This is a genomic window from Prevotella bivia DSM 20514 (assembly GCF_000262545.1).
Taxonomy (GTDB): Bacteria; Bacteroidota; Bacteroidia; order Bacteroidales; family Bacteroidaceae; genus Prevotella; species Prevotella bivia.
The window spans coordinates 622,789-646,949 of sequence record NZ_JH660660.1 but is presented as its reverse complement, the minus strand read 5'-3'; the positions used below and the strand labels follow the sequence as shown (position 1 = coordinate 646,949).

The following is a 24,161-nucleotide window of genomic DNA, read 5'->3' as shown; positions in this document are numbered from 1 at the left end:
CTCGATAATATAAAAGTATGATAACAGCCGACCAACTTAAAGATATTCTCTCACGTACTGATGCACTCTACCATTATTTAGGTATTGAACAGAAACGTATCGAATTTGAAGAAGAGCAACTTAGAACCCAAGCTCCCGACTTTTGGGAAGACCCCGATCGTGCTCGCGAGCAGATGAAAAAGGTGAAGGAGATAGAAAGATGGGTGAAGGGCTATGATAAGGCACGTGCTCAGGCGGAAGAATTGCAGTTGGCTTTCGACTTCTATAAAGATGAACTCGTTACAGAGGAAGAGGTAGATGCTATATATAATAAAGTGGTGGCAACTATCGAGGATTTAGAATTAAAGAATATGCTCCGTCAGCAAGAAGATCCGATGGAGTGTGTGATGAAAATTAATTCTGGTGCAGGTGGTACAGAAAGTCAAGATTGGGCTGATATGCTTATGCGTATGTATATGCGTTGGGGCGAAGCTCATGGCTATAAGGTAACAATCTCTGATATTCAAGTGGGTGATGAGGCTGGAATAAAGAGCGTTACAATGAAGTTTGAGGGGGGAGAGTATGCGTTTGGATACTTGAAGAGTGAAAATGGCGTGCACCGTTTGGTGCGTGTGAGTCCGTTTAATGCCCAAGGTAAGCGAATGACTAGCTTTGCTTCTGTCTTTGTTACTCCACTTGTAGACGACACGATAGAGGTATATGTTGATCCTGCTCGTGTGAGTTGGGATACGTTCCGATCGAGTGGTGCTGGTGGGCAGAACGTGAATAAAGTAGAGTCGGGTGTACGCTTGCGTTATCAATATGAGGATCCTGATACAGGTGAGCAAGAGGAAATCTTGATCGAGAATACCGAAACGCGCGATCAGCCTAAGAACCGTGCAAAGGCTATGCAGTTGCTGAAATCGCAGCTCTATGACCGTGCGATGAAGAAGCGTATGGAGGCACAAGCTAAGGTAGAAGCGGCTAAAAAGAAGATAGAATGGGGTAGTCAGATACGTAGTTATGTGTTCGACGATCGCCGTGTAAAGGATCATCGTACCAATTATCAAACATCGGATGTAGATAGTGTGATGAATGGCAAATTAGATGGATTTATTAAAGCCTATCTGATGGAATTTCCAACAGAAGAGCAGAACATATAAAGCAACAATCTTTTAAACCATGTAGCTATGAACAATTCTAAATCATTAAAGCGCAAAGCACGCGCTGAACAACAAGAGAAGCAAGGTAAGAAAGTGATTACAGGTATTGCTATTGCACTACTTGTCTTAGGTATTATTACCTTAGTGGTGGCTTTTGGATAAATGGTTTTATTACAGACGAATGAGCGGATTAGAGATAGAACGCAAATTCTTGGTTCACAAAAAGAGTAATTGGAAAATACTTGCTCATAGCTGTAGCCATATACAGCAGGGCTACTTTGCTGCGGTAAACACCGTGCGGGTACGGGTTCGTGATGAAAAAGCTTACCTTACTATTAAGGGACCTTCGCGCAATGGAGGCTTGTCGCGTTATGAATTTGAGAAAGAAGTTACGCTTGAAGAGGCAAAGAACCTATTACTTCTGTGCGAGGCAGGCATAATAGATAAGCATCGTTACTTAATAGATTATGCTGGACATACCTTTGAAGTGGACGAATTTCATGGAGAAAATGAAGGATTGGTGATGGCTGAAGTGGAGCTATCTAGCGAAGCTGAACAATTTGACCGCCCTGCATTTCTAGGCATAGAGGTTACTGGTGATGGGCGCTTTTATAACGCACACATGCGCCGTTATCCCTTTAAACTGTGGCGAGACACATTGGAAGAGGAGTATCGGTAAGAGGGAATAGCTATGAATTTAAAATCCTTTTTCTATCTTCATCGTTCCGATCGTAGAGCTGTTATTTTCTTAGTAGCCTTGTTCTTACTGATAGGGGCTATCGTTTATTTTGTGGGGAATGGCTTCTCGAATACTTCTGATGTATTGATGGGTGATTCTATAGACAATCTTTCTTCTTCGAGTATTGGAGTATCTCCTAAGGAAAATGACAGAGAGAGGTTAGAAGAAATGTCTACCAAGCATTTTTCTTTTGATCCAAATACAGCCGATAGTGCTACGCTGCGCCAATTAGGATTAGCGCCTTATCAAATTAGAAATATTTATAAATACCGTGCAAAGGGTGGGGTGTATCATGCTCCAGAGGAGTTTGCTCGTCTCTATGGTATGACACGTAAACAGTACCAAGAGCTTGCACCTTATATAAAGATTAGCGACGACTTCTTACCAGCTTCTACACTTGCTTCGGTGAGAGCATATCAAGAACGTAGGGCAGAGCGGCAACAACAAGCTAGAGAAGCCTTTGAGACTTTTAAGGCAAATGATAAGTATCGTGCTTATAAGGAGTATGATCGTGATACGGTGCGTTATCCCATTAAGTTGCAAGTGGGGCAGAAAATCAATCTTGCCACAGCCGATACTACTGTGTTAAAGAAGGTGCCTGGCATCGGATCGGGATGGGCTAAAGCTATTGTCGCATACGGCAAGCGTCTGGGGGGCTATGTTGCTGTAGGACAATTAAAGGAAATAGAAGGTTTCCCAGAAGAGGCTTTACCCTACTTTGATATAAAAGGATGGCATACAACGAAACTTAATCTTAATATGCTCACACTTTCTCAACTACGTAAACATCCTTATATTAATTTTTATCAAGCTCGGGCTATTTGCGATTATCGTCGTTTGAAAGGTAAGCTCACTTCTCTTTCTCAGCTTCGTTTGCTCAAAGATTTCCCAGAAGAAGCATTATTGCGCCTTGAGCCGTATGTGTGTTTTTAATTGAGCATTGAAAGTAGAGTGTTGAGAATTACCCGTCCTTATATATGTTTGTTATGGACGAGTAATTCTCAATTATCAATTGGGTAAGATTCTCAATTTTCAATAGGATAAAATTTTCAGTTCTCAATTCTTATTCCTACCTTTGCTAGCCAATTCGGGATGTAGCGCAGTTGGTAGCGCACTACGTTCGGGACGTAGGGGTCGCCAGTTCGACTCTGGTCATCCCGACTATATAGGAGAAGTGTGTTTAGAAAAGACATACTTCTCTTATTTGTATCTAGTTATTAGTAAGTTACGGTTTGATAGTTTGTGTAGGAACACAATTTAACTTTGCTTAGTAAAATCAATAATTCATTATTCTTGTGTTGTCATATTGTTACCTGTTATGGTCTTTTTATTATCTTTTTGATAATTTCTTATAGGCTAAAATAGTAATAAGAATGTAGTATAATGTTTATTACTTTGTTTTTTTTATATATAAAATGTTGATATATTGTGTTTTATAGTGTATTTTGATTGCTTTGTAGCGTGATTTATTAAACATCCTAAATGTTAAATTCTAATTTTTTATTTATATTTCTTTGAAATTATATTTTAAATTCATATTTTTGTAGTGTAGAATATTAATAAATGTCTTTCAAAGGCAAATAGAAGTATTGATGCTGCTGATATGTGTAATTACATTTGTTATTCATTTTTACTTATAGTGGTTACATTTTATTAGACGATTAGGAAATCTTATACATTATGGACACGTAAGTCCTTGTTTAATGTATGATCATTATGGCTACTGATAGAAATCGTCATACAAGTACAACGATTTTGTTAGCTTTAGTATTTTAGAGCATAACATTCATTATTAATTCTAAATGAGAGATTTTATGAAAAGAAGACTAACAATGCTTTTAGCTGGACTGTTCCTCTTTGTGGGAGCCGCACTGGCACAAAAGAACATTTCTGGTACTGTTGTCTCTGCAGATGATGGGGAACCAATTATTGGTGCTTCCGTTAAGGCTGTAGGAGCAACGGTTGGTGTACAGACCGACATTGACGGAAAGTTCTCATTCACACTTCCTGCAGGTGAAACTAAAATCGTAGTTTCCTATGTAGGGATGCAAACACAAACAGTGGCTGCTGCTAGTAATATGAAAATCACATTAAAACGTGATAACAAGCAGCTTGACGAAGTCGTAGTAACCGCTATGGGTATTACTCGTAAGCAAAAGTCTCTAGGTTATTCTACTCAGGAGATTAAAGCCGACAAGCTGCAGACCACTCGTGTTACTGATGTAGGTAACGCTTTGGCTGGTAAGGTGTCTGGTGCACGTTTCTATGGTGCTTCTGGTGCAACTTTTGATGCTGGTGCTATTGTTCTTCGTGGTACTACAACGCTGACTCCTGCTGGTAGTGAACCTATCTATGTTGTAGATGGTGTTATTACTAATAAAAATATGATCAATATGGATGATGTTGCTTCTCTTAATGTTTTAAAGGGACCTGCTGCTACTGCTCTTTATGGATCACAAGGTGATAATGGTGCTGTTATTATTACTACTAAGGGTATTTCTAGCGGTAATCAGCAAATTGATATCAGTCATACTATCATCTTTAATAAGCCTTACAATCACTATAAGATGCAACAAGAATATGGTGGTGGTTATGGTATGAGTACCTATACTTTTAATCCTGCTACCGATCCTGCAGAATGGAAAGTTTTAGACGGTAAGCGCTTCTATGACTATGCTTATGATGAGAGTTGGGGAGCTAAGTATGATGGCGAGGAATATATTCCTTACTATGCTTGGGACTCTACAAGTCCTTATTATCTCCAAACTGCTCGTTGGGAATCTCCAGGTGAGGATAATATGAACCATTTGCTCCGCACTGGTATGGTCAACACAACTAACGTTGCTTTTGCAAAGGCTGGAAAGGATTATATGTCTCGTATTTCTTTTACTAATACTTCTAACAAAGGTATTATTCCTAATAGCGATGCTGCAAAGCGTTTCCTCTCTGTTCGTACAAGTTTCAAGCCTTTGGATCACTTAAATGTTGATCTTGACTTCAAGTACACTTATAGTAAGACACATAATGCTGCTGTAGAAGCTTACAATGAAGGAGACGGTGCAATGTTTCCTAGTATGACACAGTGGTTTAACACCAATGTGGATATTAATATGATGAAAGATTATCTTCGCCCTGATGGTTCTTTCCGTTCTTGGAATATCAATAATCGTTATAACTTTACTCCAGCTTTCCACAACAATCCATTCGCAGTGTTTGATAATCGTAACGCATATGATATATACCAGTGGAATGTGTTCCGTGCAGCAGCTACTTACGACATTTTAAAAAATTTAAAGGTGGGATTGGCTGTAAATGGTAATATCCGTAGTTATAGAGGTGAGCTTAAAACCGCTATGGGTTTTGTTGCAATGACATCTGGTTTTAAAGAAACACAAAACACACTTAATGATATTTCTACTATAGGTAGCATTGCTTATAATACTGATTTCTTGAACAAGCGTTTGACTTGGAACATAGCAGGTTTTGTAGAATCTCGTTACTATCATTTTGAAAAGCTTTATGGGTATACAACAGATGGACTTCTTGTGGATAATTTCTATAATATGAGTGCTTCAGTTGGTAAACCTATGGCAGAGAATACAAAGAGTAGTTATCGTACACAGAGCTTGTATGCTAATACAACTTTAGGTTTGGATGATACTTACTTCCTAGAACTATCTGCTCGTAATGATTGGGATTCTCGTCTTCCTAAGGATAAGAATAATTACTTCTATGGGGGTGCATCTGCTACGGTATTGATGAGTAACATTCTTCCTAAGAATAACGTCTTAACTTTCTGGAAACTTCGTGCATCTTTAGCACAGGTAGGTAGTACTTTGAATCCTTACTCTTTGTATGATATGTATGATATTAAGAAATTTGGTGCTACAGGCTATATGATCAATCAGAAAGTATTGCGTAATCCTAATATCAAACCTACTATTTCTACATCTTACGAAGTTGGTACAGAATTCCGTATGTTTAAAAATCGTTTATGGGGTGATATCAACTACTATAGCCGTAATACCAAAAATCAGATTATTAATTTGAATATTACTCCTGCTAGTGGTTTTAACTCAAATACAATGAATGCTGGTCAAATCCGCAATCAAGGTATTGAAGTAATGATTGGTGGGCGTCCTATCGAAACAAAGAATTGGTCATGGGAACTTACTGGCAATATTGCTCACAACAGTAATAAATTAATTGAACTTTCTGACGGTGTTGATCGTTATCGTTTGTTCTGGTATGGTTATAGTACAACATTGTATCAATTTGCAGAGGTTGGAAAACCTGTTGGTACGCTTTATGGCTCAGATTGGAAGCGCGATCCTGATGGTAATATCATTATGCGCAAGTTGTCTGGTGCTTCAGCAGAAAAGAATGGTGAATACCTTCCTGTACAAGATAAGAATGCTATGAACTATCTAGGTAATGTTCAGCCTGATCTTACTGGTGGTTTTGGAACTTCTCTACGTTGGAAGAACCTAACCCTAAGTATGTCTTTAGACTTCCAGGTAGGTGGTAAAATAGCTTCTACAACGAATATGTTTGGTGAATTTTCTGGTATGCTTGAGTCTACTGCTGGTAAAAACGACCGTGGTGGCGACATTCGTGGTGCTTTAAAGGACAATGGTGGTATTCTTGTTAAGGGCGTTTATAATACAGGTACTGCTGAAAAACCAGTATATACACCTGTTGAGAGCTATGTAAATGCTAATGTTTATTTCGAGCAGTTGAAAGGTGCGCTATGGTCTCCATACGTATACGATGCTTCATATGTAAAGATGCGTGAAATATCTCTTTCTTATGAATTTCCTAAGACATTGTTGGCTAAAACCAAGATTATTAAGCAAGCTTCAATTTCTTTGGTGGCACAGAACCCATGGCTAATCTATTCAGCTATGCCTAATGTAGATGCATCTGAAGTTGGTAATGCTTACGCTGGCTGTTTGGAACGAGGACAGGCTATGAGTTCTCGATCTTTTGGTTGCACAGTTAAGCTAACCCTCTAATAATTTCGTTTCGTTCAATAATTAAAACGATAAAGATCATGAGAAAATCATTTAAATTAACAATATTGGCAGCTTGTGTTCTAGGATTAGCAGGCTGTGGTGACTTTGGCGATATCAATAGCTCTCCAAACAATATATCTGTTCCTGATACACGATATTTGCTTCTTGGTGCTGAGCAGTATGGTGGTTACTTTAATTGGAGTGGTAACTATAACCCATACGCAGCTTTGTATGCTCAGTATATTTCAGAGCGTAAGAATGTACAGCAAACAAAGTTTGGTATATTGAATGGTACATCTAGTACTATTTATCGTATTGCTATGCAAAACTGTGTTAGCATTATCAACATGAATAAGGATCCTGCACAGAAAAATTTAAGTTCTGTGAAGAATTTGAGTTCAAGTAATAAAAATCAGATAGCAGTCGCAACAACATTAAAGGCTTTCTATATGATGCATCTTGCTGATACTTATGGTTCTATGCCATACTCAGATGCCTTTAAAGCTAAGTCTGAAGGTAATACTAAGCCTAAATACGATACTGTAAAAGATATTTATACAACACTTGATACAGAGCTAAACGAGGTTTATGCGATGTTTGAAGATGGTAATCTAAGCAGTAGATATGATGTTATCTATCGTGGCGATATCAATAAGTGGAAGAAGCTAAATGCTTCTATTCGTATGATGATGGCTATCAAGTTATCAGATGTTGATGAGGCAACAGGTAAGACTCGCTTTTTGAAAGCATACAATGATGGTGGTATTGTAGCGAATGAAGATGCTATGATCCGTCCATATTTACAAGAAGATGCAGCAGCTAATCCTCTTTATATCAATATCTATGTAGATGGTCGTGTGGATTATGCTCCTTCTAGTACGCTTATCAATAATTTGTTAGCATTGAAAGATCCTCGTGTTATAGCTTATGCTACTCCTAATAAAGCTGGAGATTTTAATGGCTGGGTATGGGGGCATACAAATGCACAGATACCTCAAGATACTGAAGTGTTCTCTGAGTTTGCAAAACGCTTCAAAACGCAAAATGCAAGTTTCTGTGTAATTTCTCCTACTTATATTCTTTCACTTGAGGCAGAAGCTGCATATCGTGGATGGATAGCTGCTGACTATAAAACTTTGTATGAGGAATCTATTAAGAAATCATTTGAATATTATGATATTAAAAACCTTCCTACAACAGGGCTTTCTGCAGCAACAGCTGGTTTATTGCAAGCAAATCGGACAGTATCAACTTACTTAGAACAAGATGGTGTTAAGTTAGCAGGTGATAAATCTGTGGATGATTTGCATAAGATTGTAATGCAGCGTTGGTTAGGTAACTTTATGATGGATGCTACACAGTCATGGTGTGATTGGCGTCGTTTCAACTATCCAGAGTTGAAGGTTGGCGATGCAGGCTCTGTTACGTTGTCTGTTATTCCAGAACGTTTGTCTCAGAAGACTGATGATTATGAAGCTAATATGGATAACTATAAAGCAGCCATTCAGCTACAAGGTGAAGATAAGGTAACAACTAGAGTTTGGTGGGATACCACTGCAAATCACTAATCATAATTCGCTATAGTATAGAGGGATGTGCAAACGCACATCCCTTTTTTGTGATCACAAATAACCTTCTTGGTATTATATGTTGCTATATATTTTAATATAAAACTAGTCATTTTGCTTAATAATATACATATAAAAGTTGCTTTTGGTATTTAAAACGCTAAGAAGTAAAAGATAAACATTTTTAAGGTAATGGTTAAATTTCTTAAATTATTATGTAGAAAACTTTGTAGTTTGCTAATTAATAATTATTTTCGTATCCAAAATATTACTAAACTTGAAAACTATAATCAATACACGTTTTTCAGTTAAAAAAATAAGTATTTTCTTTTCTTTCTATATATGAATGAAATTTCAATAGAAAGTCTGAGATTAACTCATATATTGAGAGAAGGAGAACCTTTTTAGATTACTCCTTTACAAAGGCAAAACAACTAAACAAAATAATTTAATTTTAAACCTAGAGATTTTATGAAAAGAAAAATCACATTACTATTGGTCTCGCTTTTCCTTATGGTAGGAACAGCGTTAGCACAAAAGAATGTCTCTGGTACTGTAATCTCAAGCGATGATGGTCAGCCCATTATTGGTGCTGCTGTTAAAGCCTTAGGAGCTTCTGTTGGTACTCAGACAGACATTGATGGAAAGTTCTCTTTTGAATTACCTGCAGGTGAAACAAAGATTGTTGTTTCATACGTTGGTATGGTTAGCCAAACTTTGGTTGGTGGTACTGGTATGAAGATTACCCTTAAAGCAGACAACAAAAACCTTGACGAAGTAGTTGTTGTGGCTTATGGTACTGCAAAGAAGCAGTCACTCGTTGGAGCGCAAGCAAGTATTTCTTCTAAACAATTAGAAAATCGCCCTGTAACCAACGTAACCAATGCTCTTGCTGGTGCTGCTCCTGGTGTACAGGTAACTACTTCTTTGGGACAGCCTGGTTCTTCGGCTAGTATTATGATTCGTGGCTTTGGTTCTATCAATGCCTCTAGCGCACCTTTGTTTGTTGTTGATGGATCTGTTTACAATGGTAGCCTTGCAGATATCAACCCTGCTGATATCGAAAGTATGTCTATTTTGAAAGATGCAGCTTCTACAGCACTTTATGGTTCTTCTGCTGGTAATGGTGTTGTTTTGATTACCACAAAGTCAGGTAAGCGCAATAGTGCTGAACCTACATTTACCTTTACAACAAGTCAGGGTATTTCTAATCGTGGGCAGCAACCTTATGAAACAGTTGGTGTCAATGAATATTTCCCATTGATGTGGCAACAGTGGTACAATCAGTATATTTATGAGTATGGTGAATCAAAAGAACAGGCTGCTTTGTGGGCTAACTACGAGATGTATGACGATTTGCGCCTTGATAGATATCAGCCTTTTGCTGGTATCAAAACAGGTCTAACCTTTGATGCTGCAACTAAAAGTTTAGGAACATCAACAGATCAAACCCAATGGGTAGATGGAGTACCTATGATTGTAGGTCGTGATGGCAAACTTAATCCTGAGATTACTGGATTAAGATGGGGTGATGACTTGGATTGGGAAAAGGCATTGTTCCGTACTGGCTATCGTGGTGAGTATAACCTAAGTGGATCTTACAGCAATGATAAGATTAATACATTTATGTCTTTAGGGCATATCACAGAGCAAGGTTATCGAAAAAATACAGAATATGAGCGTACGTCAGCTCGTTTGAACCTTGATTACAAGGTAAATAAGTTCCTCGATTTAGGAGGTAATATCTCATTTGCTCATGCTGTAAATACAGCTCCTAAGATGGCTAGTGGTAACTACTCTGCTAACTCTTTTGCTTTCTTACAAGGAATTGCTCCTTTCTATCCTATTCATGCTCATAATGCAGGAACAGGTGAATATGTTTTGGATCCTATTACAGGGCAACCTATATTCGATTATAGCAATGGTCGTCCATACAATGATCGCTTTAATCCTGTTTACGAGGGTGAGTTAGACCATTCTACAACAACTCGCGATATGTTGAATTCTCGTGGTAATGCAACTATTCATATTCTTCCAGAGTTGAAATTAATGTTGAACGTAGCTTACGACTTGACTAATTCTAAAAACAAGCGAAGATATAATAATATTATGGGCGACCAGCCTGCTGGTATGCTTTCCATTGAAGATTTTGCAACAAGTGCTTTAACTTTCAATCAATTGTTGGAATACTCTAAGAAGTTTGGCAACCACGAGATTACAGCTTTGTTGGGTCATGAGTCATACAAGTTACATGATGAAAGTCTTAGTGGTGAGAAGAAGAATATGTTAGTATTAGGTATTGATGAATTTCCTAATTTGACAAATATTACTGGTCTTAGTTCTTATACAGATAAGTATCGTAAGGAAGGTTACTTTGCACGTTTAAACTGGGATTGGATGGATAAATATAATTTCTCAGCTTCTATTCGTCGTGATGGTACCTCTCGTTTCCATCCAGACAATCGTTGGGGTACATTCTGGGCAGTAGGTGCTGGTTGGCACATCGCTCGTGAAAAGTTTATGGCTGGTGCGTCAAAGTGGTTGGATGATTTGAAGATCAGAGTTTCTATCGGTCAGACAGGTAATGATGGTGTAAGCAGTTATTATGCATATCAAACTTTATATGGTTTTGGTAGCAACAACCTTTATGGTGGTGGTTTAAGACTTTATACCTATGCAGATCCTTCTATCCGTTGGGAGGCACAAACTAGTATGGACTTGGCTCTCGAATTTAGCATACTTCGTCGTATCACAGGTACATTTGAATTCTTTAATAAGGAGTCTAAGGATCTTATCTTCCCTTATCCTCTTCCTATGTCTACTGGTATAGGTTCACAAGATCGTAATATTGGTAAGGTGCGCAACCTTGGTTTTGAGTTTAATGTAAATGCACTCATTATTAATCGCCCAGATTTCTCTTGGAAAGTAAATGTTAATGGAACTCATTATAGAAATAAAATTGTTAGATTACCAGAAGATAACCGTGAAAAAGGTATAGAGCTTGCCTATCACAAATACCTAGAAGGTAAGAGTATCTATGACTACTATCTCAATGAGTTTGTTGGTGTAGATCCTGATGATGGTATTGCAATGTATCGTTTAGACACTGAACTATATCCAGATGCTAAGCCATTAGGTACAGAAGGCGAAAAGGCTACATTGACGAAAGATGGACAAAAAGCTAAGAAACATTTCTGTGGAACATCTATTCCTGACTTATATGGTGGTTTTGGTACTACACTTACATGGAAAGGATTTGAATTAGGCATCAACTTTGCTTATCAGCTAGGTGGTAAGACATACGATTCTGGCTATGCAGGTTTGATGGGTCGTAGGCTTAAGGCTGGTCGTGCTATGCACGTAGATATGCTCAATGCTTGGAAGCAAAAAGGCGAGAACACTAATATTCCACGTCTTGATGCTGGTCAAGGAGGTATGTATGATGGTATTATGAGCGATCGTTTCCTAATTTCAAGTTCTGCTTTGATGCTTAAGAACATTAGCCTTGGTTATGTTTTGCCAGCTTCTTGGATGAGAAGTATCTATCTTAAGAGTGGTCGTATCAGCGTTGCAGCAGAAAACTTGTTCTTAGTTTCAGCTCGTAAGGGTATGAACCCAATGGGGCAATACTCAGGTGTTCCTGGTGCTGCTGGTTATGCATATAATCGTACCGTTACAGCTACTTTATCTCTAACATTCTAAAGAAAAGACAATATGAAAAAAATATTTTTATCAATGATGGGAGCTGCGGTTCTCACGCTAGGATTTTCTTCATGTTCTAGCGATTTCCTTGATACTGTTTCAACTAGTGCTCTGAGCGAGGATCAAATAAGCAAGGATCCTAGTGGAATGCAAGGTATCCTTAATGGTCTTCACAATATGATGTATCAGTATGATTGGGGGGATACTGGTGCACACTTTTTTGGAGCGGGACACAGAAGTGTTGGGGTTCAGCTTGATATAATGGGTGGTGATATGATCAATACCATGCCAGCCTACTTTATGTCTGTCTATCGCTATCAAGATCACAATAATCCTTATGGTGATCTCAATTGGCGTGTATGGGATATGTATTATACCATTATTGCTCATGCTAACCTTTTGATTGATAAGGCAGAGGCTAATACTAGTCTCCCAAAAGATCAGAAAGATAATCTTTTAGGTCAAGGCTATGCTTTTAGAGCTATGAGTTATCACATGTTGATCCAATGCTTTGGTAAGCGTTATGTAAAGGGTGATGCTAATGCTAATCTTGGTGTACCATTGCGTCTTGATAAAGATAATATTAAGCCACAAGCACGTGCTACTGTAGCAGAAGTTTATAAGCAGATAGATTCAGATATGGCAAAGGCTCTTGAACACCTAAAGAACGCTCCTGTAATCGACTCTAAGAATCAAATTTCTTATGTAGCTGCTTTAGGTCTTGCTGCTCGCATAGATCTTTGTAAGTCTGATTGGGCTAGTGCTGCTAAGCATGCTGAAGAAGCTATAAATAATGCTACCGCGACTAATATTACCTTAGCAAAGGGTAAAGATCTTCTTGACGGTTGCAATAATTGGGCTAATAGTGAGTGGATTTGGGCTTACAAGCAGGCTTCTGATCAAGATAATAGTTATTTTAGCTTCTATGCAGACTATTCATACAACTTTGAAGGTTACAACTCTGGTTTCCGTTTTGCTGTTAATCGCGATATTTATGACAAGATGGATAAAACCGATGTTCGACGTAATTGGTGGGTTTGTGTAGAGAAGAAGGAGACAACTATTGACGGAAAAAAAGTAGTTCGGCTAGATACTGTTCCTAATATTCCTAAGGATGCTTATTCAGAATATTTTCCTAAAAATGGTAAGTGGGAAAAGACTGGGCAATCTATTAAGTTCAAATCGCAAGCTAACAACAATAGTATGGGAGACTTGTTGATTATGCGTCTTGCAGAGTTGTACTATATTAAGGCTGAAGCTGAGGCTCGTATGGGGGAAGAGGTTAAGGCTCGTGAAACGCTTACAAAGATAATGGTTACTCGTCAAGAAAACTTCAAAACAGAAGCATCTGGTCAGGAACTTATCGACCAGATTATGGACAACAAACGTATCGATTTGTGGATGGAAGGACAGCGTTTCTTTGATATCAAGCGTTTAGGCATTATCATTAATCGTGCAAAAGCATCTAATATTACAAAGCATCTTACTGGAGATGCTCAGCAGACGGCTATTAAGCGCAATACAGGTGATAATGTTGCCAATGTTCCTACAACAGTGGAAGATAAGAATTGGCAGTTTGCTATTCCTTATGATGAAATAAAAGTTAACCCAGGCTTGATAAAGCAAAATCCTCTTTAATGTAGGATTGACCATAATGAGCTAAAAGGAATATCTTTAAAGCTGATTTATAATAATGGGAGTGTGTTTATTATGGCACACTCTCATTTTTTGTTATATTATCTTGTATTTTCCAACAAGTAGGTAGCGTTATACTAACAACCACATATCAATGAATATATTGTGCTTTTATTTGTAATATTGTCATTTTTAGACTATAGTTATACTCATAAATTACATTTTTTGCTACATAAAGTGTTAAAGTGAAAAAGTTTTTATAATATTTTTTCTTGCAAACCGAAGTTATTTCTAATTTTGCAACTATTAAAAGTGAAAATTGTATTTTGGGTAACAATAAAAGGTATTTAGGAATAGCATTGGTAAGCATACTTAATAATCTAAAATAAAAACAAAGAGAAGGATGTTATTCCTTTCTAGTGAAGTATTGTTTTTTCCTGCTTTTTAGTTCTAATATCTAAGTTTCATGGGTGGATTTCCACTTATGAAAATGTTGTTTATCCACCATTCAAAACATAACATTATTTATTATTTTAACAAACGAGATTTTATGAAAAAAAGACTCACACTGCTTTTTGCTACTCTCTTCCTGCTGATAGGAACGGCGTTAGCACAGAAAAATGTCTCTGGAACTGTTATCTCTAGCGAAGACGGTCTGCCTGTTATTGGTGCCGCTGTTAAAGCTGCAGGATCATCAGTAGGTACAACAACAGACCTTGATGGTAAGTTTTCTTTCGACTTGCCTGCAGGAGAAACAAAGGTTGTTATTTCATACGTAGGTATGATAACTCAAACTCTTGCAGCCTCTAGTGGTATGAATATAACCCTTAAACCTGATAGTAAAAATCTTGAAGAAGTCGTTGTCGTTGGTTATGGCTCTGCTAAGAAGATAGGTAGTTTAACAGGTTCTGTCGCAACTGTCAATTCAGATAAAATCAAGAATGCTCCTTCTGCTTCAGTACTCGATGCTTTACAAGGTCAGGTGGCTGGTCTTTCTGTCTTGAGTTCTTCAGGTGTAGCGGGCGATAATGCAACCTCTTTATCTCTTCATGGTATAGGTTCTTTAGGTAGTAGTTCTACACCTTTATATGTTGTAGATGGTATTCCAACAACTAGTAGAAGTGTGATGGCTATGAATCCTAATGATTTTAAGAGTGTAACTATTCTTAAAGATGCTTCTTCAACATCTATTTATGGTTCTCGTGCAGCCAATGGTGTTATCTATATTACCACTAAGAATGGTGGCTTTAATTCTAAAGCAACAGTAACTGTTCGTTCTCAATTTGGTTGGAATACACTTGCTAATAAGGCTTTCTATGAAGACTTTATGAGTGGTGATGAACTTTATGACTTTTGGAAAACTTCAGGTTTGATGTCAGAAGCAATTCTTAATAAGCGTTATGATAGCAATGGTTATCGTTATAATACGAAATGGTATGAAGTGTTCCAGCAATTTAATAATCCTCAAACACAGAATGATATTACCTTCGAAGGTGGTGGTGATAAGGTTTCTTATTTATCAAGCGTATCCCAGTTCCATCAGAAGGGTACCACTATTGGCAACTACTATGATCGTTATACTGTTCGTACTAATATCAATGCTCGTCCAAAAGATTGGTTACGTGCAGGGTTTAATATAAACCTTGCCTATGATAAGCGTCAGAAGAATAGCAGTTGGGGCGACTCTTCAGCTAGTTCAAATAATCCTGGAGGTGGTCTTTCTTATATGCTTAATCCATTGTTTCCTAGTACTGATGCTGATGGCAATGCTTTAGAGCGTTATGGTTTTGGATTTTATAATCCTGAGTACATAATGTCAAAGCGTCCAGATGTTTATGAGCGTTATAGCGTTGTTGGTAATACTTATGTTGAGATAGAGCCTATCAAGAATTTGAAGATTATGTCTCGTATAGGTACCGATTTGAGTTATACCCGTGATAACAGGCTGACCTATCCTTCTTATATCCCTGCTAATGGTAATGGCGCACGTGGTAAGAGTACTGCTTTACAATACTCACACACCATTACAAATACGATAGAGTATAGTTTTGCTATCAATTCTATTCACCATTTCACTATACTTGGTGGACAGGAAGGTATCAAAAATAACTACGATTATTATTATGCATTATCAACAGGTCAAATAGTAGATGGATTGATGAATCTTCAAAATGGTAAGCAAGCCAATTACTCAATGAAAGAAGAAGCTACTGCTAGTAAGTTTCTTTCTTTCTTTGGTCGTTTAAATTACAACTTGAAGGATCGTTACTTTGTCGACTTATCTATTCGTAACGATGCTTCTTCTCGTTTCAGTGCTAACCATCGTAATGCAACGTTTTGGTCGGTTGGTTTTATGTGGAAGCTTGCTAAGGAAAAGTTTATGCAACCATATAAATGGGTTAATGATTTAAATTTCAAGATTGATTATGGTACACAGGGTAATGCTGCTATTGGCGACTATGAGTCTTTAGGCTTGATGACTCCAGGTGTTAACTATAATGAAAATGGATCGCTATTATATACACAGCCACAGAATGCTGAGCTAACATGGGAAACGCAAAAGTTATTTACTGTTGGCTTTACGGGTCGTCTTTGGAATCGTTTCGACTTTGATATTTCATACTATTTGCGTAATACTACAGATATGTTGATGCTTGTACCATACGCATATACAACAGGTTTCAGCAATTTAACCTCTAATGTAGGTTCACTTCGTAATAGTGGTATTGATATAAAGTTGGGTGTTGACATTGTACGTGGCAAGAATTATTATGTAAATGCTGGTGCTGTATTCAACTATAACAAGCAAACAGTAACAAAGTTGTTTGGTGGCAAAACCCGTTGGGAAGTTGCTAATACTGGTGTTGCCTATGTGGTTGGTAGCCCTGTTATGTTGTATAGTCCTATTTATGCTGGTCTTAACAGAGAAACAGGAGCTCCTATGTGGTATAAAGCAGGTGCAAATGTAGATAAGACTACTAAGGAAGAAACTACAGAAAAGTTTGATGCGGCTTCATTAACTCAGAATACAGGTAAGAAACGCTATGCCCCTATCAATGGTGGTTTCAATATTGCAGCAGGCTATAAAGGTTTCTCTTTAGCTGCCGACTTTGCATACGTTTTAGGTAAGTACCTCACTAATAATGATGCTTATTTTTATGATAATGCTGCTCAATTCTTAGGTTACAACCAGCGAAAAGATGTTACCGATTATTGGACTGTTGATAACAAAGATGCTAAATATCCTAATTGGGCTAAAGGCTATCAGATGCAATTTGATACTCATTTGCTAGAGAATGCTTCATTCCTTCGTTTGAAGAACTTCCAACTTGGTTATCTCTTTGATCAAAAGTTGTTAGGCTTCCAAAACGTAGTACAGACGGTTAAGTTGACCTTCACTGCACGTAACCTCTTTACTATTACTGGATATAAAGGGCTAGATCCTGAGATAAATAGCAATGTGGTTTTGGGTCGTGTTGGTAATACAAAACAGTTCTTGTTTGGAGTGGAATTAACATTCTAATCTACCCTATTAATTTAAAGGAAAGAATATATGAAATTATATACAAAATCAATATTTGCCCTATTTATAGGTGCAACGATATTGTCATCTTGCAGTCTTGATGACAGTCCTACAACCAGTGTAAAGGCTGATGTGAATAATCCTATTACGGATATGCTTACGTTAGAAGCTATGGAGCGTGGTGTTATGCAGTCTTATCGTGCTACCATGTATGGTGCTTCTTCTGAAGTAGAAGAAGTAATGATGGACGGTTTTAATGCTTCTTCTATTTATGCTAACAATTTTGGTGCTGCTCATCGCACCGATGCTTCTTTCACTGCTTCCGATAGTGATATTAAAGGTATTTGGGCAACAGCATATGCAGCTATTAAAAACTTTAATATCTTCCTCAAGGGTGATAGCACTTTTATGGCAAATGCAACCTTGGGCGATGCTAACAAGCTAGAAGCAAAGATTGCTGCTGGTGAGGCACGTTTTGCACGCGCATCTACCTATATGTACTTAGCACGCCACTTTGGTAAGGCTTACAATAAGGCTACTGCTAGCACCGACCTATGTGTGCCATTGATATTGGCATATAATCAGGATGAACTTCCTAAGCGTGCAACCGTGCAGCAGGTGTATGATCAAATAAAAACTGATTTAGATGCTGCCGCAGCAAATTTAGCAAATGTGGCAGGTGCTACTTTGGTAACAAAGCGCACTAATCCTTCTATTGATGCTGTAAACGCTTTATATGCACGTTATTATCTTGATATTAAAGATTATGCTAATGCTGCTTCTAAGGCTGAAGCTGTGATCAATACAGGAAAATATACTTTAGCTAATAGCGACGACTTGATGGTGGCTGAATATACCAATGACAATGGTAAAGAACCTATTATGCAGCTTCCTGCTACAAAGACAGAAAATGGCTCTGGAACCAATAATATTTATACCCTTACATCATTCAATTCTAAATTTAAGAAGATTAACAAAACAGGTTTTTATGTTTCACCTTATTACTTACCTTCTCAGAAGCTAGTTGGTGCTTACGAGGCAGAAGATTTACGATTGAAACATTGGTTTGATAACAGCAAGTATATCGTAGATTTGGATGGTAGCCGATTTTTAGGCAACTTTTATATTTTCAATAAATATAATGGTAATCCAGAATTGTACACAACAACTCCAAATGCTCGACAACATGTGAAGCCTTTGCTAATAGGTGAAATGTATCTGATTGCCGCAGAAGCCAATTTCTATAATGGTAAGGTAGATGTTGCAAAGTTGCGTCTAAACGAGTTGCAAACAGCTCGTAAAGCAACAGCAACCGAGGCAACCGAGGCAACGATCCAAAACGAATGGTTTCGTGAAACTGCTGGTGAAGGGTTGCGTATGAGCTGTTTGAAGCGTTGGGGAATAGGATATACTGGGCGTTCTGCACAAGCTGGGGCTATTGCTGGTGCAGTTTTGCAACAAACTCCTTCTGTATCTTATGTAGACAAGTCGATGCCAGCAACTGATTATCATTATCAATGGCCAATACCGGGTTATGAAATGAAGATCAATCCTAATTTGGTTCAAAACCCTGGCTATGATGACTAATCTGGCTTGAGGTTATTATAAAAAGAATGTGTTAGAAAGTTTCTAGCACATTCTTTTTTTTATGCCCATACTTTTAATGGGAAACTCCTTTTAGAAATATCCTCTGTTATTTGGTGGGCAGTTAAAACTAGAAAATATTTAACAACAAACTAATATGTCATCTTTTCAATCGTAAAAGGTGATGTATTGATGAGCTAAAGGTCATCTTTTGCTCTGTAAAAGGTTACCTTTTGCATCTTAAAAGATGACCTTTTTGTTTTGCATTTTTAAGTAGTTGGTAATCAGGTGTATACATTGCTGTTTGCTTTACTAATTCGCTATGTTAGTATAAGTAAAAATAGTTGACTTTACCTAATCTCGCTTGAAGCAAATATATCTTCACCAAGCCAGTTTGGTGGGCAGGTGGTGCGTAGTAACAAAGGTAAAGTAAAAGTAATATATTCAGAAAAGAAGAGTCGGCCAGTGATAGCAGGCTCTTTTTGTTTGCAATTCTTAATTTTCAACGCTCAACGCTCAATTCTCAACGCTCAATTTTCGATTTTCAATTATTCCTCCTACCTTTGTATCAACAAAAATCAAGAAATATGGATGCAAAACAACTATATGCGCTTTATCAGCAACACCCCAAGGTAACTACTGATAGCCGAAACTGCCCTGAAGGGAGTATATTTATCGCTTTAAAGGGTGCTTCGTTTAATGGTAATAAGTTTGCAAAAGCTGCCTTAGATAAGGGTTGTAGCTATGCTATTGTTGATGAGGCTGAATATGCTGAAGCTGGTAACAATCGTTTTATTTTGGTGGACAATGCGCTTGTGGCATATAAAGAGCTAGCGCGTGAGCATCGACGCAATATAGATATTCCTGTTATTGGTATCACAGGTACGAATGGTAAGACTACTTCTAAAGAATTGATCTCTGCGGTGTTGGCAGAGAAATATAAGGTGCATCATACACTAGGCAATTTTAATAATGATATTGGTGTACCTCGCACTTTGCTTGAAATGACTTCTGATGATGAAATTGCTGTCATCGAAATGGGAGCTTCGCATCCTAAAGATATTGAGAAGTTGGTAACTTATGTAGAGCCTACTTGCGGACTTATCACTAACGTGGGACGTGCCCATTTGCAAGGTTTTGGTAGTTTTGAGGGGGTAAAGAATACGAAAGGGGAACTTTATGATTACCTAAAGGCACACAACGCTTTGTTATTCTTAAACGAGAGCAATCCTGATTTGGTGGAGATGGCAGAACAACGCGAATTCGAACGCGTGATAACTTATGGTCAGGATAATACTGCCGATGTGAAAGGTGAGGTAGTTTCGTGTGCTCCATTATTGAAGTTCTCATGGCAAGCCACACAGTCGTTAGGAACAGAGCAGGTTGTTTCTGCTGTTTATGAAGTGCAGTCGAACCTCATTGGTGCTTACAACCTTGATAATATGTTGGCAGCTATCACTATTGGTTTACACTTTGGGGTAGAGCCGCAGAAGATTTGCCATGCGCTCGAAAGTTATGTGCCTAGCAATAATCGCTCGCAATTGACAGAAACGAAAGATAACAAACTCATCGTAGATGCATACAACGCTAACCCTTCTAGTATGAAAGCTGCAATAGAAAACTTTCGGTTAATGGACATAAAAAATAAAATGGCTATTCTTGGAGATATGCGAGAGCTTGGCGATGTAACGGCAGAAGAGCATCAGCGTGTTGTCGATGAGCTTATTGCTTCAGGGCTTGAAAACGTTTGGTTAGTAGGGGAGGAGTTTGGAAAGACGAACTGCTCTTTCCGTAAGTTTGCTGATATAGAAGAGGTTAAGGCTGCTATTGCAGCTCAAAAACCTATAGATCATTACATCTTAATAAAAGGTAGTAATGGTATTAAGCTCTTTGAATTGCCAGAGCTGTTGTAGAGAGTAGAGAGTTTAGAGTTGAGATTTAAGAGTTGAGAGTTGAGAGTTGAGAAGTGAGAATTAGCCTTTAAAGCGCTCTAATAATAGGGAACAAGCATTCTCAACTCTCAACACTCTACTCTCTACTAAACATTGTATGGTATCATAGCCAGTGCATCGGCTATTTTTTCTACTCCTTCTTGTAGCGGACCAGCTACCATTCCTTTAGCAAAGAAAGGAATATCGGCATCTATTGTTAGCTTTATCTTTGATGAGGTGTCGTCGACAGGGAGTAGCTGTATCCAAAAATTAAAAGCCAAAGGCGAATTTTCACTCGCAAACTTAATCGTTTTTGGCTCATCACGCTCGATAATACGCATTGAGATTTGACCAATAGGACTCACCGAAATAGAGATCGTATCTTTATCGAATGTGAGATCTTTTAGCTTGTCGTCAGGGATCTGAGCCTTTACACGTTCTATATTGGTTAAATCGCTCAGCATATTATACACGTTCTGCTGAGGATAAGCGATCTGCTTTACATTACTTTCAAATTTGCTCATTTTATTTTTTCCAATTAGATGGATCTTTGCGCCAATCATTCAAGAGCGCAATATCATCTTGTTTAATATAACCTATTTCTAATGCTTTCTCTACCACATGCTCATAATCGGTAAGGGTAACGAGCTTTAGTTGCGCTTCTTTAAAAGCCTCTTCTGCTACAGGGAAGCCGTAAGTGTAAGATGCTACCATACCTACCACTTCAAAGCCTGCTTCACGAAGTGCTGCTACTGCTTTGAGAGAAGAGCCACCTGTAGAGATTAAGTCTTCTACAACTACAACTTTTGCCCCTTTAGGTATTTCACCTTCAATTTGGTTTTTCATACCATGGTCTTTTGGTTTGGGACGTACGTATGCGTATGGTAAAGCCAATTCTTGTGCCACTAACATACCTTGTGCAATAGCTCCAGTAGCTACGCCTGCTACGGCTGTTGCTTCTGGGAAGTTTTCCAAGATAGCATGTACCAACTCTAACTTAACGAAGGAACGTACATCGTGGTAAGACAATGTTTTACGATTGTCGCAATAAAAAGGCGATTTCCATCCGCTAGCCCATGTAAAAGGGTCGTTGGGTTGTAACTTAATGGCTTTAATGCCTAAGAGCTTTCCTGCAAAAACTTTCTTTAGATCTTCCATATTGTGATGTATAAGTGATAGTTTGTTGCTGCAAACTTACATATTTTTTTCGAGAAAAGCGCAGTTAAAACTCAAAGCTAATAATATTTTCTTTCTGGCTGGGGATATTGTAGAAAGCATTTTTCTATAACGGTTAGTCTTTAGCGTAACCTAAGCTGCAGATGCTTATTTTTATGCCTTCTGCTTTTAGAAGTTCTTCACCTACAGCGGTAATCGTTGCGCCTGTGGTAATAATATCATCAATGATAAGGATATGCTTTCCACTTATCTTTTCTGCATTTATTAAGGAGAAAACATCTTTTACATTCTCATTTCTTTGCCAACGATCCAGCTTGGTCTGACTTTGATGAAAGGCGTTGCGCCTTAGCACATTAGTAAGGATGGGCAGATGAGTTGTTTCGCTGATGCCCCTTGCAAGCTCTTCGCTCTGATTATATCCTCTTTGCTTGAGGCGATCCTTAGAAAGAGGTACGGGTAGCAGGGCATCAATATCCTCAAAAAAGTTATTACGCGCATAGGCTTCGGCTATGGTTTTACCGATGACTACTCCTATATCGGGGCGATTGCCATATTTGAGGGCATATACCATTTTGCTACTTTGGGTGTGGTGCTGATAAAAGAGGTAAGCAGCACAACGCTCAATGGGAATTTTACCCCAAAAACAACGTGCTAATTCGTTGTCGTAGGGCGAAAGATGATAATTGGTGCGATTAAGATGGAGGTTGCAAGTGGCACAGATCACAGCTTCGGATAAGCTCAGTCGCTTGCCACAAATGGTGCAAGCGCGGGGAGCAATTATATCAAAGATGCTCGACCAAATATTAAATATCATCTTCATCTACTGCTGCATCAATACATTGTTTTATCAAATCGAAAGTGAAGCCTTTCCCCAGTGCATACTTAATGAGTTTCACCGAACGTTCATAGTCGGTTTCGGCTTTGATAGTAGGGTATTTGCTCTTTAGTAATGGGCGTAACACGGAAAGATACTCCTCATCGGGTACAGCATCAAGTACTAAGTTTGCAATCTTATTATCTATTCGCTTTGCCCATAAAGCTTGCTCAATCTTACGTCTCCCCCACTTATTATATCTTATTTTATCATACACATAAGCGTTGGTGAAACGCTCGTCGTCCACATAGCTATACTTTGTGAGCTTCTCCATAATGCGTGTTTTAGCATCTTCTGGTAAGCCCATTTTGTACATCTTCTCCATTATTTCGCCAGAGCAGTGTTCGGTTTTTGCACAAAGATCGCCAAGTTTCTTCAAGGCTTGTGCTTCTGTTATGGGTTTCTTCTGTATCATAATAATGTGGCTTTTACAAATCGTTGCTTGTCATACTGATCTTTTCGGAGTTGGATCATAGTATACCCTAAGTCTTTGAGCATTGTTTTCACCTCTTTTATATAGAGAGGATTGGTTTCAAAATAAAGTGTTCCACCTTTGGTCAGTGTTTTCTTTCCTAGTTTTGCAATGGCGGTATAGAAGCGCAAGGGATCATCGTTAGGAACAAAAAGGGCAGTGTGTGGCTCGTGTTGTAATACGTTTTCTGCCATTGCTTCGCACTCCTTCTCACAGATGTAAGGAGGATTGCTCACAATGATGTCCCAACAACGATCGGTAGCTTCAATGGACAAGGCATCTTGCAATTGAAAGTTGACTTTTGCCCCTAAGCGTAAAGCGTTATCGCGGGCAATGAGTAAGGCATCGCCACTGATGTCCCATGCTGCGACACTACTATTTAGAATATCGAGCGCAAGGGTAATGGCTATGCAACCGCTACCAGTGCCAATGTCAAGAATTTGTAAAGGAGCAGGTGGGAGCAAACCGCAAACGGGTGTGTTATAATCCTCTTCAATCCACTGTACAAGCATTTCTGTTTCAGGGCGCGGAATGAGTACGCCTGACTCGACATGAAAGGTTCTACCAGCAAAGTTCTCTCGCCCTAACACGTATTGCACAGGCTCTGATGCTGCTAGTCGGCAAACGATTTCGGCTAGTTTTGTCGTTTCGTCTTGAGATAATTCATTAACTTTGCCTATAAGAATATCGGCAAACGAAAGGTGAAACTCCTCTTCTAGTACCATTCTGATGATGGCTTGCGCTTCATTTATGTCGTACAAAGGAGTAAGCCTTTGCCAAAGATGTTGATATGTCATGAG

At 38.4% G+C, this 24,161-nt stretch carries 16 protein-coding genes and 1 tRNA gene; 12 read left to right on the top strand and 5 right to left on the bottom strand.

Annotated features, from left to right (window positions below):
- The first annotated feature begins 17 nt into the window (after positions 1–17).
- From prfB to PREBIDRAFT_RS05010, 12 genes are all read left to right on the top strand, one after another.
- A complete protein-coding gene (gene prfB, locus PREBIDRAFT_RS05065) occupies positions 18–1,142 on the top strand; it encodes a peptide chain release factor 2 (protein ID WP_004338150.1) in 1,125 nt (374 codons plus the stop codon).
- A gap of 27 nt (positions 1,143–1,169) precedes the next feature.
- The gene (locus tag PREBIDRAFT_RS11800; protein ID WP_004338149.1) at positions 1,170–1,304 is read left to right on the top strand and encodes a hypothetical protein; all 135 of its coding nucleotides are present in this window, start codon (positions 1,170–1,172) and stop codon (positions 1,302–1,304) included.
- 19 nt (positions 1,305–1,323) lie between these two features.
- A complete protein-coding gene (locus tag PREBIDRAFT_RS05060) occupies positions 1,324–1,821 on the top strand; it encodes a CYTH domain-containing protein (protein ID WP_004338148.1) in 498 nt (165 codons plus the stop codon).
- A 12-nt stretch (positions 1,822–1,833) separates the two neighbouring features.
- The gene (locus PREBIDRAFT_RS05055) at positions 1,834–2,814 is read left to right on the top strand and encodes a helix-hairpin-helix domain-containing protein (protein ID WP_004338147.1); all 981 of its coding nucleotides are present in this window, start codon (positions 1,834–1,836) and stop codon (positions 2,812–2,814) included.
- Between the two features lie 155 nt (positions 2,815–2,969).
- A tRNA-Pro gene (locus PREBIDRAFT_RS05050) sits at positions 2,970–3,042 on the top strand.
- Between the two features lie 653 nt (positions 3,043–3,695).
- Positions 3,696–6,896 carry a SusC/RagA family TonB-linked outer membrane protein gene (locus tag PREBIDRAFT_RS05045; RefSeq protein WP_004339383.1) on the top strand — a complete coding sequence of 1,067 codons (3,201 nt, stop codon included), beginning with the start codon at positions 3,696–3,698 and terminating at the stop codon, positions 6,894–6,896.
- Between the two features lie 38 nt (positions 6,897–6,934).
- Positions 6,935–8,464, top strand: coding sequence for a SusD/RagB family nutrient-binding outer membrane lipoprotein (locus PREBIDRAFT_RS05040; protein ID WP_004338145.1), 1,530 nt, complete (start codon positions 6,935–6,937; stop codon positions 8,462–8,464).
- A 471-nt stretch (positions 8,465–8,935) separates the two neighbouring features.
- Complete coding sequence (locus PREBIDRAFT_RS05035) at positions 8,936–12,166, top strand: SusC/RagA family TonB-linked outer membrane protein (RefSeq protein WP_004338144.1); 3,231 nt, start codon at positions 8,936–8,938, stop codon at positions 12,164–12,166.
- A gap of 12 nt (positions 12,167–12,178) precedes the next feature.
- Positions 12,179–13,804, top strand: a complete 1,626-nt coding sequence (locus PREBIDRAFT_RS05030) for a RagB/SusD family nutrient uptake outer membrane protein (protein ID WP_004338143.1) — start codon at positions 12,179–12,181, stop codon at positions 13,802–13,804.
- A 547-nt stretch (positions 13,805–14,351) separates the two neighbouring features.
- Positions 14,352–17,324 (top strand): SusC/RagA family TonB-linked outer membrane protein, encoded by a 2,973-nt coding sequence (locus tag PREBIDRAFT_RS05020; RefSeq protein ID WP_238295910.1) that lies wholly within the window; start codon positions 14,352–14,354, stop codon positions 17,322–17,324.
- Between the two features lie 30 nt (positions 17,325–17,354).
- Entirely contained in the window at positions 17,355–18,911 is a 1,557-nt protein-coding gene (locus PREBIDRAFT_RS05015) for a RagB/SusD family nutrient uptake outer membrane protein (protein ID WP_004338141.1), read from the top strand.
- A gap of 584 nt (positions 18,912–19,495) precedes the next feature.
- Positions 19,496–20,821 (top strand): UDP-N-acetylmuramoyl-tripeptide--D-alanyl-D-alanine ligase, encoded by a 1,326-nt coding sequence (locus PREBIDRAFT_RS05010; protein WP_004339374.1) that lies wholly within the window; start codon positions 19,496–19,498, stop codon positions 20,819–20,821.
- A gap of 125 nt (positions 20,822–20,946) precedes the next feature.
- Here the strand turns inward: PREBIDRAFT_RS05010 and PREBIDRAFT_RS05005 are convergent, their stop codons facing one another.
- The 5 genes from PREBIDRAFT_RS05005 to prmC form a co-directional block, all read right to left on the bottom strand.
- Positions 20,947–21,363 carry a hypothetical protein gene (locus PREBIDRAFT_RS05005; RefSeq protein ID WP_004338139.1) on the bottom strand — a complete coding sequence of 139 codons (417 nt, stop codon included), beginning with the start codon at positions 21,361–21,363 and terminating at the stop codon, positions 20,947–20,949.
- Position 21,364: 1 nt separating this feature from the next.
- Positions 21,365–21,997 carry an orotate phosphoribosyltransferase gene (gene pyrE / locus PREBIDRAFT_RS05000; protein ID WP_004338138.1) on the bottom strand — a complete coding sequence of 211 codons (633 nt, stop codon included), beginning with the start codon at positions 21,995–21,997 and terminating at the stop codon, positions 21,365–21,367.
- Between the two features lie 133 nt (positions 21,998–22,130).
- Positions 22,131–22,835 carry a ComF family protein gene (locus PREBIDRAFT_RS04995; RefSeq protein WP_004338137.1) on the bottom strand — a complete coding sequence of 235 codons (705 nt, stop codon included), beginning with the start codon at positions 22,833–22,835 and terminating at the stop codon, positions 22,131–22,133.
- Positions 22,819–23,304 carry a regulatory protein RecX gene (locus PREBIDRAFT_RS04990; protein WP_004338128.1) on the bottom strand — a complete coding sequence of 162 codons (486 nt, stop codon included), beginning with the start codon at positions 23,302–23,304 and terminating at the stop codon, positions 22,819–22,821. The genes PREBIDRAFT_RS04995 and PREBIDRAFT_RS04990 overlap by 17 nt, the downstream gene beginning before the upstream one ends.
- Entirely contained in the window at positions 23,301–24,158 is an 858-nt protein-coding gene (prmC, locus tag PREBIDRAFT_RS04985) for a peptide chain release factor N(5)-glutamine methyltransferase (RefSeq protein ID WP_004338127.1), read from the bottom strand. The genes PREBIDRAFT_RS04990 and prmC overlap by 4 nt, the downstream gene beginning before the upstream one ends.
- Positions 24,159–24,161: the final 3 nt, after the last annotated feature.